Raw genomic sequence first — 13,493 nt, 5'->3', positions numbered from 1 at the left:
TACGCTGTGGTCCCCAAATTCAATGATATAAAAGCCAGTAACGATTTGAGCCGTTTTGTTTGCTGCAGATTTTCTCTTCTCCTACTCTTGCCGCTGGCAGGCGGTATTGCCAGCGCGCAGCCATCTTTTGTGCACCAGGCTGAAAACCCTTTCGATAACAATAGTGATGGCTTGCCCGATCTCGGTATGGCGCCGGAGTCGCGGGCAGGCGAAAAGCACTTTGCCGAAATGGTCAAAGCGTTTGGTGAAGCCAGCATGACCGATAACGGGCTTGATACGGGTGAACAGGCGAGGCAGTTCGCGTTTGGTCAGGTGCGTGACACGGTCAGCGAACAGGTTAATCAGCAACTGGAATCCTGGCTCTCTCCCTGGGGAAACGCCAGCGTTGGATTGCAGGTGGATAACGAAGGCAGCTTTACCGGAAGTCGGGGAAGTTGGTTTATCCCATGGCAGGACAATCAACGATATTTAACCTGGAGCCAGTTGGGGCTGACGCAACAAGACGAAGGTTTAGTCAGCAATGCGGGGATTGGGCAGCGCTGGGTACGCGACGGCTGGTTTCTGGGTTACAACACCTTTTATGACAACCTGTTGGATGAAAATCTGCCCCGGGGAGGCCTTGGCGCCGAGGCGTGGGGCGAATACTTGCGCTTATCCGCTAACTATTACCAACCGTTGTCCTCCTGGCAGGAGCGTTCCACAACCCAGGAACAACGGATGGCCCGCGGCTACGACCTGACTGCGCAAATGCGCATGCCGTTCTATCAACACCTCAATACCAGCGTCAGCGTGGAACAGTATTTTGGCGACCGGGTGGATTTGTTTCATTCCGGAACCGGGTACCACAATCCTGTGGCGGTGAATCTGGGATTGAGCTATACGCCGGTGCCGTTGATTACCGTGACGGCACAACATAAGCAGGGGGAAAGCGGAGTCAGCCAGAATAACCTCGGCTTAACGCTGAATTACCGCTTTGGCGTGCCGCTAAAAAAACAGCTGATGGTCAGCGAGGTGGCAAACAGCCGATCGCTGCGCGGCAGTCGTTATGACGATCCGCAGCGTAACAATCTGCCGACGCTGGAATATCGCCAGCGTAAAACATTGTCGGTATTTTTGGCCACGCCGCCCTGGGATCTCAAGTCTGGTGAGACGGTGGCGCTGAAGCTGCAGGTGCGTAGTTTGCATGGGATCCACCATTTGACCTGGCAGGGTGATACTCAGGCGTTAAGTTTAACGGCGGGTAGCGATAACCGAAGTACGCAAGGTTGGACGATTATTATGCCGAAGTGGGACAGCAGCGAAGGCGCGACAAACCGCTGGCGGTTGTCTGTGGTGGTAGAAGATGAGCAGGGTCAGCGTGTCTCTTCCAATGAGATCACGCTATCACTGACCGAACCGTTTATTACCGTTTCGGAAAATGATCCTCGTTAGCAATGAAGCATCAACGCGTTATCAGAAAATGCGTTCCTGATGTACCCATACCGCGGCTTCGACGCGTGATTTGAGCTTCATTTTCTTCAACATATGCTTCACATGGACTTTTACCGTACTTTCAGTGATGTCCAGACGACGGGCGATCATCTTGTTCGGCAGCCCCTGGGCAATGAGCTTGAGAATGTCGCGCTCACGCGGTGTCAGTTGGGTGACATCACGGTCCGACGTTGCACGATTAGCACGCAGGCTGGCGGCCAGAACCGGCGTTAAGGCCTCACTCAGCACCATTTCACCGGCCGCTGACTGCTGTAAGGCTTTGAGTAAATCTTCAGGCTCCATATCTTTCAGCAGATAACCGTCAGCGCCGCGTTTCAGTGCGGTAACTACGTCTTCTTCATGATTGGATACGCTAAACACAACGATACGGCCCGACAGTGACTTTTCACGCAGCTTATCGAGAGTTTCCAGGCCGTTCATGCCGGGCATGTTGAGATCAAGCAGGATCAGATCGGGATCAAGGGATTCAGCCAGCTCGATACCCTGCTCACCATTGCTGGCTTCGCCGACAACGGTAATATCGGGCGCCATGCTGACAAGCTGTTTTACACCGGTTCGCAGCATCGGATGATCGTCGATCAACAGGATGGTTGCCGGTTCCAGATTACTCATGGGTATCTCCTTGGACTTCTGTGAAGTTTGTTTCGGGAATAAAAGTGACAGCAACTTCAGTACCGCCCGTCTCGCGACGGCGTACGCGGCAATCGCCGCGCAAGCTCTGCGCACGATCGCGCATTATAATCATGCCGTAGTGGTTACTGCGTTCGGCGTTTTCCGGTACGCCGCAGCCGTTATCTTGCACTGTTAGTTTGACCTGCTTGCCATTTTGCACCACCGTCACGACCACTTCATTGGCCTGAGAGTGTTTAAGTGCATTACTCAGGGCTTCGCGCGCAATTTGTAGCAGGTGAATCGCCTGATGCGAAGGGACCAGGCGTGGCGGTAGCTGATAATCCAGCTTAACCGTAAATCCAAAACGGGCGCTGTACTCCTGACAGCTGGCTTCCAGCGCCGGCCGTAATCCAGGTTCTGTGAGCTGTAAACGGAAGGTGGTTAACAGCTCACGCAGTTGTGCCCACGAAGCATTCAGCTCGTTACGAATCTGGCTGAGCAACTCGCGACAGTTATCTGAAAGCGCATCGCCCTGCATCTGCAAACAGCTAACCTGCATCTTCATACAAGAGAGCGATTGTGCAATAGAATCATGAAGTTCGCGTGCAATGGTGGCACGCTCTTCCATCACGATCAACTGCTGCTGACGCTCCTGATGTCTGTCGAGCGCGAGCGTTGCGGTCAGTTGCTCAACCAAGGTATCAACCAACTGCTGCTGATCGTGGCTGAGATGGCGTCCGTTCGGCAAGGTGGCGAGCAGAATACCATATTGGGTATGCGCATCGGTCAGCCGCCATTTCAATGTGATCCCGCCGTCAATCGCGGGCAGCGTTCCGCGAGGACACAGATGGCAACCTTTTTCATCACAGCTGGCATTGGACTGACAGGTAAATTCCTGATGATTGTCTTCATCTTCCAGGTCGTAAACCCGGAGTTCAATATCATGCAGCAAGGTCAAATTTTGCAGACCGTTCAGTACCGGAGAGAGGCGTTCGCACAACGGCACCTGAGAGTGCAGGCGGCGGTTGGCTTGCCACAGAAAAGAAAGGATCTGATTTTTGTGCTCCAGTCCCGCCGTTTTTTCCTGCACCCGCTGTTCCAGCACGGCATAACTTTCGGCCAGTTCTTCCGACATATTATTCAGTGCCGAGCCCAGAGCGGCCATCTCATTACGCCCGCTGATACGCGCGCGTTGGGTAAAATCACGTTGGCTGACGGCTCGCGCCATCGCCAGCAGCTGCTTCCATGGCTCTAACAGGCGCACGCGCAGCCAGATAATGGTAAAAACCAGCAGCAATGCCATAAATATGGCCATCAGGCGATGCAGCAGGACGACGCGTTCAATGCGTAATTCGGTGGTATGGTCAAAGGCGGTAACCAGCTTATCCAGACCGCCTACAAAGCGCGTTACATCCTGCGCTACCGCATCAGGCGTTTGCGCATGCGCAAGCCCCGGCGCCAGTTCAGTGTGCCAGTAATCCTGTAGTGCTTTTAACTGCGCCTGTTGTCCGTCTCGCTTTGCGGCACGCGTCAACTCCGGGCTAAACGCCGTTTTCTCCATTTCATCCAGAAGCGGTTGATCGCTAGCGTCCAGCGGTACGGCTGCCAGCAGGCGATAACTCTGCATGCGCAGCGATCCCGCTTTGTTGATTGCATGGGCGCTACCCTGAACGCCCTGAACCAGCCAGCCGGAGACAGCCATACCAGCCACGCCGATGGCTGTGGACAATAAAACAATCAGCGCCACCTGGTTGACCAGCGTAAGCGGGGAGAGACAACGTTTAAACATGGTGACTTGTTCCTTCGGGTTTTCGTCGAACAGAAAACCTTATTGAATGACGATTCTGCTGCAGGCAGTGGCGTTATTCTCGGCGATACACTGGAGTATACCCATACCTCAAACGGGCTACCTCTTAATTGCCAGCGGAGGGAGGGATCCCAGGCGAGGGGGAGTAGGGGGCGACAGAAGCGTGAAAAACCACATCTTTTTTACCGAAGTTATGTACTCATTTAGGGTAATGATAAATTTTAGGCATGAATAATGACACCTTTTCCTTTGATTTATATCAACTTACCTCCAGCTGTAAACCCTAATGTTGCAGGCATCGAAACAAGTATCAGAGGTGTCTATGAGTCACTCATCTGCCCCGGAAAGGGCATCTGGAGCTGTAATTACCGAATGGCGGCCGGAAGATCCCGCCTTCTGGCAGCAGCGTGGTCAACGAATCGCCAGCCGTAACCTGTGGATTTCAGTCCCTTGCTTGCTGCTGGCGTTTTGCGTGTGGATGTTATTTAGCGCCGTGGCGGTGAACTTACCGAAAGTCGGTTTTGATTTCACCACTGAACAGCTGTTCATGCTGACGGCATTACCTTCGGTGTCCGGCGCGCTGCTGCGTGTTCCGTACTCCTTTATGGTTCCCCTGTTTGGTGGACGTCGCTGGACAGCGTTTAGCACCGGTATCCTGATCATTCCTTGTGTATGGTTAGGTTTTGCGGTGCAGGATACCTCCACGCCGTTTAGTACCTTTATTATTATCTCTCTGTTGTGCGGTTTCGCCGGTGCGAACTTTGCGTCCAGCATGGCAAACATCAGTTTCTTCTTTCCAAAACAGAAACAGGGTGGTGCGCTGGGTCTGAACGGTGGCCTGGGCAACATGGGCGTCAGCGTGATGCAGTTGGTTGCGCCGCTGGTGGTTTCACTGTCAATCTTTGCCGCATTTGGTAGCCACGGGGTTGAACAACCGGATGGTACGCAGCTGTATCTGGCAAACGCCGCATGGATTTGGGTACCGTTCCTTGCGGTGTTAACGCTGGCTGCATGGTTTGGTATGAATGAACTGGCAACCTCAAAAGCGTCGCTGAAAGAGCAATTGCCGGTGCTGAAACGTGGGCATCTGTGGATTATGAGCCTGCTGTATCTGGCAACCTTCGGTTCATTCATCGGTTTCTCTGCCGGTTTTGCCATGTTGTCAAAAACGCAGTTTCCTGAGGTACAGATCCTGCATTACGCCTTCTTTGGACCGTTGATTGGCGCGCTGGCTCGTTCAGCGGGCGGCGCAATCTCTGACCGTCTGGGCGGAACCCGTGTAACGCTGGTGAACTTCGTGCTGATGGCTATTTTCAGTGCCTTACTGTTCCTGACGCTGCCATCAAACGGTGTTGGCGGCAACTTTATCGCCTTCTTCGCGGTGTTCCTGGCATTGTTCCTGACGGCTGGTCTGGGGAGTGGTTCAACCTTCCAGATGATCTCCGTTATCTTCCGCAAGCTGACGATGGACAGAGTGAAAGCTGAAGGCGGATCAGAAGAGAAAGCAATGCGCGAAGCAGCAACCGACACCGCGGCAGCGTTGGGCTTTATCTCAGCCATTGGTGCGATTGGCGGCTTCTTTATCCCGAAAGCATTTGGTACGTCTCTGGCGTTAACTGGTTCGCCGGTCGATGCGATGAAAGTCTTTCTGATCTTCTATGTCGCTTGTGTGGTTATCACCTGGGCGGTATACGGACGTCATTCTAAAAAGTAAAAAAGTAGTAGCAGTTGATTATCCATTGCGCGGTGTTAGACCGCGCTTTTTTTTGCTCTAAATTAGTTACAACATACTTATATGTGAGCTCATGACGAAAGTCTGCGAAAACGGTGCTGGTAATATGCCTGGCAGGGGGATACCCCTTAATACCCACTTATAAAGAATTTAACATTTGTATGATAAGTGAATTATTTAAAATTCTTTAAATTCAAAGCATTACGCCAAAAACCAATATCCCACTTTGGGGGTATGTAAAAACCAACCTTCATTTTTCATCCCTGCATGCCTTGATCGTTATCAATTCTCACGCCCTTTCAGAGCGTTACCTTCGCTCTCAATCAAGCAATGTCGATTTATCAGAGAGCCGTCAGGCTCCTACAGGAGAAAACCGATGAGTAAATTCCTGGACCGGTTTCGCTACTTCAAGCAGAAGGGCGAAACCTTTGCCGATGGGCATGGCCAGCTTCTCAATACCAACAGGGACTGGGAGGACGGATACCGCCAGCGTTGGCAGCATGACAAAATCGTGCGTTCAACCCACGGGGTAAACTGCACGGGCTCATGCAGCTGGAAAATCTATGTGAAAAATGGTCTGGTGACCTGGGAGACCCAGCAAACTGACTACCCACGCACGCGTCCAGATATGCCTAACCACGAGCCTCGCGGCTGCCCACGTGGTGCAAGCTATTCCTGGTATCTCTACAGCGCTAACCGTCTGAAATACCCACTGATGCGCAAACGTCTGATGAAGATGTGGCGTGAAGCAAAAAGACTGCACAGCGATCCGGTAGACGCATGGGCATCCATCATCGAAGACGCCGACAAAGCAAAAAGCTTCAAACAAGCGCGCGGTCGTGGTGGATTTGTTCGTTCTTCCTGGCAGGAAGTGAATGAACTGATTGCTGCATCTAACGTTTACACCATCAAAACCTATGGCCCTGACCGCGTTGCAGGCTTCTCTCCGATCCCGGCGATGTCGATGGTTTCTTATGCTTCCGGCGCACGCTATATGTCGCTGATTGGCGGTACCTGCCTGAGCTTCTACGACTGGTACTGCGACCTGCCGCCGGCTTCCCCGCAAACCTGGGGCGAGCAAACCGACGTACCGGAATCTGCCGACTGGTATAACTCCAGCTACATTCTTGCATGGGGCTCTAACGTACCGCAGACCCGTACTCCGGATGCACACTTCTTTACTGAAGTTCGCTATAAAGGCACCAAAACGGTAGCGATTACTCCGGACTACGCAGAAATCGCCAAACTTTGCGACCTGTGGCTGGCACCGAAGCAGGGAACCGATGCTGCGATGGCAATGGCGATGGGCCATGTCATGCTGCGCGAGTTCCACCTCGATAACCCGAGCCAGTACTTCACCGACTACGTTCGTCGTTATACTGACATGCCAATGCTGGTGATGCTCGAAGAGCGTGACGGTTACTATGCTGCTGGTCGTATGCTGCGTGCGGCGGATCTGGTCGACTCTCTGGGCCAGCAAAATAACCCAGAATGGAAAACTGTCGCTATCAACAGCAACGGCGAAATGGTTGCGCCAAACGGTTCAATTGGTTTCCGTTGGGGCGAAAAGGGCAAATGGAACCTTGAGCAACGCGACGGTACGTCCGGTGATGAAACCGAACTGCAGCTCAGCCTGCTGGGTAGCCAGGACGATATCGCTGAAGTGGGCTTCCCGTACTTTGGCGGCGAAGGTACCGAGCACTTCAGTAAAGTAGAGCTGGAAAATATTCTGCTGCACAAACTGCCGGTTAAACGCCTGCAGTTGGCCGATGGCTCTACCGCGCTGGTGACCACCGTTTACGACCTGACCATGGCTAACTATGGCCTGGAACGTGGTCTGAACGACGAAAACTGCGCGACCAGCTACGATGACGTGAAAGCGTACACGCCGGCATGGGCAGAAAAAATCACTGGCGTATCACGTTCTCAGATCGTGCGCATTGCCCGTGAATTTGCGGATAACGCCGATAAAACACACGGTCGTTCGATGATCATCGTCGGTGCGGGCCTGAACCACTGGTACCACCTCGATATGAACTATCGTGGCCTGATCAATATGCTGGTGTTCTGCGGTTGTATCGGTCAGAGCGGCGGCGGTTGGGCCCACTACGTCGGCCAGGAAAAACTGCGTCCGCAAACCGGCTGGCAGCCGCTGGCGTTTGCTCTTGACTGGCAGCGTCCGCCTCGTCATATGAACAGCACTTCCTACTTCTATAACCACTCCAGCCAATGGCGCTATGAGACGGTTACTGCGCAGGAACTGCTTTCCCCGATGGCAGACAAATCCCGCTACAGCGGTCATTTGATTGATTTTAACGTTCGCGCTGAACGTATGGGCTGGTTGCCATCTGCGCCGCAGTTAGGGACTAACCCACTGCATATCGCCGAAGAAGCGCAGAAAGCAGGTATGACGCCGGTGGATTACACCGTTAAATCCTTGAAAGAAGGTTCTATTCGCTTTGCGGCAGAGCAGCCGGAAAACGGTAAAAACCATCCGCGCAACCTGTTTATCTGGCGTTCTAACCTGCTCGGTTCTTCCGGTAAAGGCCACGAGTACATGCTCAAGTATCTGCTGGGTACTGAACATGGTATTCAGGGCAAAGATCTCGGCCAGCAGAGCGGCGTGAAGCCTGAAGAAGTGGAATGGCAGGATAACGGCCTGGACGGCAAACTGGATCTGGTTGTCACACTGGACTTCCGCCTGTCGAGTACCTGCCTGTATTCCGACATCGTGCTGCCGACCGCAACCTGGTATGAAAAAGACGATATGAATACCTCGGACATGCATCCGTTTATTCATCCTCTGTCTGCGGCCGTTGACCCGGCCTGGGAATCGAAGAGCGACTGGGAAATCTACAAAGCCATCGCCAAGAAATTCTCTGAAGTTTGCGTGGGCCATCTCGGTAAAGAAACCGACGTCGTTACGCTGCCAATTCAGCACGACTCTGCCGCAGAACTGGCACAACCGCTGGACGTGAAGGACTGGAAAAAAGGTGAATGTGACCTGATTCCTGGTGTTACCGCACCGCACATCATGACCGTTGAGCGTGATTATCCGGCAACCTACGAGCGTTTCACCTCCATCGGCCCGCTGATGGAAAAAATCGGTAACGGCGGTAAAGGGATTGCCTGGAATACCCAGAGCGAAATGGATCTGCTGCGTAAGCTCAATTACACCAAGGCTGAAGGTCCGGCAAAAGGCCAGCCTTGGCTTAATACCGCAATTGATGCAGCCGAGATGATCCTGACGCTGGCGCCGGAAACTAACGGTCAGGTAGCCGTTAAAGCCTGGGCTGCGCTGAGTGAATTTACCGGTCGTGACCATACGCATCTGGCACTGAATAAAGAAGACGAAAAAATTCGCTTCCGCGATATTCAGGCGCAGCCGCGCAAAATTATCTCCAGCCCGACCTGGTCAGGACTGGAAGATGAACACGTGTCTTATAACGCCGGCTATACCAACGTTCACGAGCTGATCCCATGGCGTACGCTGTCTGGTCGCCAGCAGTTGTATCAGGATCATCAGTGGATGCGTGACTTTGGTGAAAGCCTGCTGGTTTACCGTCCGCCAATCGACACCCGTTCGGTGAAAGCGGTGATCGGCGAGAAATCTAATGGTAACCCGGAAAAAGCGCTCAACTTCCTGACGCCGCACCAGAAATGGGGTATCCACTCCACTTACAGCGACAACTTGCTGATGCTGACGCTGTCACGCGGTGGCCCGATTGTGTGGATGAGCGAAGTCGATGCGAAGGATCTGGGAATCGAAGATAACGACTGGATCGAAGTCTTCAACAGCAACGGTGCGCTGACGGCACGTGCAGTTGTCAGCCAGCGTGTACCGGCCGGGATGACCATGATGTACCACGCGCAGGAACGTATCGTTAACCTGCCGGGTTCAGAAATCACCCAGCAGCGCGGTGGGATCCACAACTCGGTGACCCGTATTACACCGAAACCGACCCATATGATCGGCGGCTATGCGCAGCTGGCCTACGGCTTTAACTACTACGGCACCGTCGGTTCAAACCGTGATGAGTTCGTAGTTGTACGTAAGATGAAGAACATTAACTGGTTGGATGGCGAAGGCAATGACCAGGTACAGGAGAGCGTAAAATGAAAATTCGTTCACAAGTCGGCATGGTGCTGAATCTCGATAAGTGCATCGGCTGCCACACCTGTTCAGTGACCTGTAAAAACGTCTGGACCAGCCGTGAAGGTATGGAGTACGCCTGGTTCAACAACGTCGAAAGTAAGCCTGGCGTTGGCTTCCCGAACGACTGGGAAAACCAGGAAAAATGGAAGGGCGGTTGGATCCGTAAAATCAACGGCAAACTGCAGCCGCGCATGGGTAACAAAGCGCTGCTGTTGGGTAAAATATTTGCTAACCCGCATCTGCCGGGCATGGATGATTACTACGAGCCGTTTGATTTTGACTACCAGACGTTGCATAACGCCCCGGCAGACAGCAAAGCGCAGCCGATTGCTCGTCCACGCTCGCTGATCACCGGTCAGCGAATGGATAAAATTACCAGCGGTCCGAACTGGGAAGAAATTCTGGGCGGCGAGTTTGAAAAACGCGCCAAAGACCAGAACTTCGAAAACATGCAGAAGGCGATGTACGGTCAGTTCGAAAACACCTTCATGATGTACCTGCCGCGTCTGTGTGAGCACTGCCTTAATCCGGCGTGTGTGGCGACCTGTCCGAGCGGCGCTATCTACAAGCGTGAAGAAGATGGCATCGTGCTGATCGACCAGGACAAGTGCCGCGGCTGGCGTATGTGTATCACCGGCTGCCCGTACAAGAAGATCTACTTCAACTGGAAGAGCGGGAAATCTGAGAAGTGCATTTTCTGCTACCCGCGTATCGAAGCTGGTCAGCCGACCGTTTGCTCCGAAACCTGTGTAGGTCGTATCCGTTACCTCGGCGTACTGCTGTATGACGCAGATGCGATCGAAAGTGCAGCAAGCACCGAGCACGAGAAAGATCTGTACCAGCGCCAACTGGACGTGTTCCTCGATCCGAACGATCCGGCAGTCATTGAACAGGCGCTGAAAGATGGTATTCCACTGAGCGTCATCGATGCTGCACAACAATCTCCGGTTTACAAAATGGCGATGGACTGGAAGCTGGCGCTGCCGCTGCATCCGGAATACCGCACACTGCCGATGGTCTGGTACGTGCCGCCATTGTCACCGATTCAGTCAGCTGCTGATGCGGGCGAGCTGGGCAGCAACGGTATTCTGCCGGATGTTGACAGCCTGCGTATTCCGGTTCAGTACCTGGCGAACCTGCTGACTGCAGGTGACACCCAGCCGGTACTGTTGGCCCTGAAACGTATGCTGGCGATGCGTCACTACAAACGTGCGGAAACTGTTGACGGCAAAGTTGATACCCGTGCGCTGGAAGAAGTGGGCTTAAGCGAAGCGCAGGCACAGGAAATGTATCGTTACCTGGCAATCGCGAACTACGAAGATCGTTTCGTGGTACCGAGCAGCCATCGTGAACTGGCGCGTGACGCGTTCCCGGAGAAAAGCGGTTGTGGCTTTACCTTCGGCGACGGTTGCCACGGTTCTGATACTAAATTCAATCTGTTCAACAGCCGCCGCATCGACGCTGTCGATGTGACCAGCAAAACGGAGCCGCACCAATGATTGAACTCGTCATTGTTTCGCGTCTGCTCGAGTACCCGGATGCTGCCTTGTGGCAGCATCAGCAGGAACTTTTCGATGCACTCGCGTCATCTGAGAACCTGGATAAAGAGGATGCCCAGACTCTGGGCGTTTTCCTGCGCGATCTAACCGCGCAGGACATGCTGGATGTGCAGGCCGCCTACAGCGAACTGTTTGACCGTGGCCGCGCGACATCGCTGCTGCTGTTTGAACATGTTCACGGTGAATCCCGCGATCGCGGTCAGGCTATGGTTGACCTGATGGCACAGTATGAGCAGCACGGTTTGCAGCTCGACAGCCGCGAACTTCCCGATCATCTGCCGCTGTATCTGGAATATCTTGCGCAACTGCCGAAAAGCGAAGCGCTAGGTGGCTTACAGGATATTGCGCCGATTCTGGCGCTGCTCAGCGCTCGTTTGCAACAGCGCGAAAGCCGTTATGCGGTGCTGTTCGATCTGCTGTTAAAACTGGCGAATACCGTTATCGACAGCGATAAAGTGGCTGAAAAAATTGCGGATGAAGCCCGTGACGATACTCCACAAGCGCTGGATGCGGTCTGGGAAGAAGAGCAGGTAAAATTCTTCGCCGATCAGGGGTGTGGCGAGTCGGAAATCTCCGCTCACCAGCGTCGTTTTGCCGGGGCCGTTGCGCCGCAGTATCTGAATATCACCACCGGAGGACAGCACTAATGCACTTCCTGAATACGTTCTTCTTTGACATCTATCCGTACATCGCGGGTTCTGTCTTTCTGATCGGCAGCTGGCTGCGTTATGACTATGGGCAATATACATGGCGTGCGGCTTCCAGTCAGATGCTGGATCGCAAAGGGATGAACCTGGCGTCAAACCTGTTTCACATCGGGATCCTGGGAATCTTTGCTGGGCACTTCCTTGGCATGTTGACGCCGCACTGGATGTATGAAGCCTGGCTACCGCTTGAAGTGAAACAAAAGATGGCAATGTTTGCGGGCGGTGCCAGTGGCCTGATGTGTCTGATTGGTGGTGTACTGCTGCTGAAACGTCGTCTGTTCAGCCCACGCGTGCGGGCCACCACCACCGGAGCGGATATTCTGATCCTCTCACTGCTGGTGATCCAGTGTGCGCTGGGCCTGCTGACCATTCCGTTTTCCGCCCAGCATATGGACGGTAGCGAGATGATGAAGCTGGTGAACTGGGCGCAGACAGTGGTGACCTTCCAGGGCGGAGCGTCTCAGTATCTCGATGGTGTTGCGTTCATTTTCCGTATGCACCTGGTGCTGGGTATGACGCTGTTCCTGTTGTTCCCATTCTCTCGTCTGGTACACATCTGGAGCGTCCCGGTCGAATATCTGACACGCAAATACCAGATTGTTCGCGCGCGTCACTAATCGTATATTTGAGAATGACAAAACCCTGCTTCGGCGGGGTTTTTTTATGCCTGTTTGCCGGATGGCGGCGCAAGCGCCTTATCCGGCCTACGAAGGTATCAGCGAGCGCTGTAGGCCTGATAAGCGCAGCGCATCAGACAAATAGCGGGCACGTATCGAGTTCGTAGGCCTGATAAGTGCAGCGCATCAGACGAATAGCGGGCACGTATCGAGTTCGTAGGCCTGATAAGTGCAGCGCATCAGACGAATAGCGGGCACGTATCGAGTTCGTAGGCCTGATAAGCGCAGCGCAGCAGACAAATTGCGGGCACGTGTCGAGTTCGTAGGCTTGATAAGCGCAGCGCATCAGGCAAATTGCGGGCACGTGACGAGTTCGTAGGCCTGATAAGCGCAGCGCATCAGGCAAATTGCGGGCACGTGACGAGTTCGTAGGCCTGATAAGCGCAGCGCAGCAGACAAATTGCGGGCACGTGTTGAGTTCGTAGGCCTGATAAGCGCAGCGCATCAGGCAAATAAAGGGCATTGCAGAGGAATTGAGTGTGTTGATTTATGAAGTGATGGTGGTGGGGGAAGGATTACTCAGCGCTACGCGCTTCGCCCTTCGGGTCGTTGCCTGTGGCAACGCTTTCTCGCTACGCTCGAATCGAACCTTAGTCAAAGCTTCTCATCCTTCCCGCATGGGCAGAATATGGGGCATTAGAGATTGATTTGCTGTTGGTGCTTTATGAAGTGATGGTGGTGGGGGAAGGATTCGAACCTTCGAAGTCGATGACGGCAGATTTACAGTCTGCTCCCTTTGGCCGCTCGGGAAC

Annotated in this window: 8 protein-coding genes and 1 other RNA gene; 6 read left to right on the top strand and 3 right to left on the bottom strand. The window is 53.5% G+C overall.

Translation table 11 applies throughout. From position 1 onward, the window contains the following. Positions 1-45: 45 nt before the first annotated feature. Positions 46-1,431 carry a YchO/YchP family invasin gene (locus OGX97_RS09370; protein WP_395227570.1) on the top strand — a complete coding sequence of 462 codons (1,386 nt, stop codon included), beginning with the start codon at positions 46-48 and terminating at the stop codon, positions 1,429-1,431. Between the two features lie 21 nt (positions 1,432-1,452). Here the strand turns inward: OGX97_RS09370 and narL are convergent, their stop codons facing one another. Together narL and narX are read right to left on the bottom strand one after the other, a co-directional pair. Then, positions 1,453-2,103 (bottom strand): two-component system response regulator NarL, encoded by a 651-nt coding sequence (gene narL, locus OGX97_RS09365; RefSeq protein ID WP_003833392.1) that lies wholly within the window; start codon positions 2,101-2,103, stop codon positions 1,453-1,455. Beyond that, positions 2,096-3,892 carry a nitrate/nitrite two-component system sensor histidine kinase NarX gene (gene narX / locus OGX97_RS09360; protein ID WP_003833391.1) on the bottom strand — a complete coding sequence of 599 codons (1,797 nt, stop codon included), beginning with the start codon at positions 3,890-3,892 and terminating at the stop codon, positions 2,096-2,098. Before narX ends, narL begins: the two co-directional genes overlap by 8 nt. Before the next feature lie 340 nt (positions 3,893-4,232). On the opposite strand from narX, the gene OGX97_RS09355 reads away from it, so the two are divergent. From OGX97_RS09355 to narI, 5 genes are all read left to right on the top strand, one after another. After that, the gene (locus OGX97_RS09355) at positions 4,233-5,624 is read left to right on the top strand and encodes a NarK family nitrate/nitrite MFS transporter (RefSeq protein ID WP_003833390.1); all 1,392 of its coding nucleotides are present in this window, start codon (positions 4,233-4,235) and stop codon (positions 5,622-5,624) included. A gap of 394 nt (positions 5,625-6,018) precedes the next feature. Further along, on the top strand, positions 6,019-9,762 hold the full coding sequence (locus tag OGX97_RS09350; protein ID WP_279850647.1) for a nitrate reductase subunit alpha: 3,744 nt from the start codon (positions 6,019-6,021) through the stop codon (positions 9,760-9,762). Then, positions 9,759-11,297, top strand: a complete 1,539-nt coding sequence (gene narH, locus OGX97_RS09345; protein ID WP_003833388.1) for a nitrate reductase subunit beta — start codon at positions 9,759-9,761, stop codon at positions 11,295-11,297. The genes OGX97_RS09350 and narH overlap by 4 nt, the downstream gene beginning before the upstream one ends. Beyond that, a complete protein-coding gene (narJ, locus tag OGX97_RS09340) occupies positions 11,294-12,004 on the top strand; it encodes a nitrate reductase molybdenum cofactor assembly chaperone (protein WP_048216248.1) in 711 nt (236 codons plus the stop codon). Before narH ends, narJ begins: the two co-directional genes overlap by 4 nt. Then, entirely contained in the window at positions 12,004-12,681 is a 678-nt protein-coding gene (narI, locus tag OGX97_RS09335) for a respiratory nitrate reductase subunit gamma (RefSeq protein WP_003833386.1), read from the top strand. Before narJ ends, narI begins: the two co-directional genes overlap by 1 nt. Before the next feature lie 558 nt (positions 12,682-13,239). On the opposite strand, the gene OGX97_RS09330 is transcribed toward narI, so the two are convergent. After that, positions 13,240-13,370: non-coding RNA, RtT sRNA (locus OGX97_RS09330), on the bottom strand. Positions 13,371-13,493: the final 123 nt, after the last annotated feature.

It is taken from the genome of Citrobacter sp. Cpo061 (assembly GCF_030332845.1).
GTDB classification, from domain to species: domain Bacteria; phylum Pseudomonadota; class Gammaproteobacteria; order Enterobacterales; family Enterobacteriaceae; genus Citrobacter; species Citrobacter portucalensis.
Note: the sequence above shows the minus strand (reverse complement) of the source record. Positions and strands in the feature narration are given on the sequence as shown.

Excerpts from the sequence above, each read along its gene's own strand:
- narI (WP_003833386.1), top strand. The coding sequence starts at position 12,004 with ATGCACTTCCTGAATACGTTCTTCTTTGACATCTATCCGTACATCGCG.
- OGX97_RS09350 (WP_279850647.1), top strand. The coding sequence starts at position 6,019 with ATGAGTAAATTCCTGGACCGGTTTCGCTACTTCAAGCAGAAGGGCGAA.
- narL (WP_003833392.1), bottom strand. The coding sequence starts at position 2,103 with ATGAGTAATCTGGAACCGGCAACCATCCTGTTGATCGACGATCATCCG.
- narX (WP_003833391.1), bottom strand. The coding sequence starts at position 3,892 with ATGTTTAAACGTTGTCTCTCCCCGCTTACGCTGGTCAACCAGGTGGCG.
- narJ (WP_048216248.1), top strand. The coding sequence starts at position 11,294 with ATGATTGAACTCGTCATTGTTTCGCGTCTGCTCGAGTACCCGGATGCT.
- narH (WP_003833388.1), top strand. The coding sequence starts at position 9,759 with ATGAAAATTCGTTCACAAGTCGGCATGGTGCTGAATCTCGATAAGTGC.
- OGX97_RS09355 (WP_003833390.1), top strand. The coding sequence starts at position 4,233 with ATGAGTCACTCATCTGCCCCGGAAAGGGCATCTGGAGCTGTAATTACC.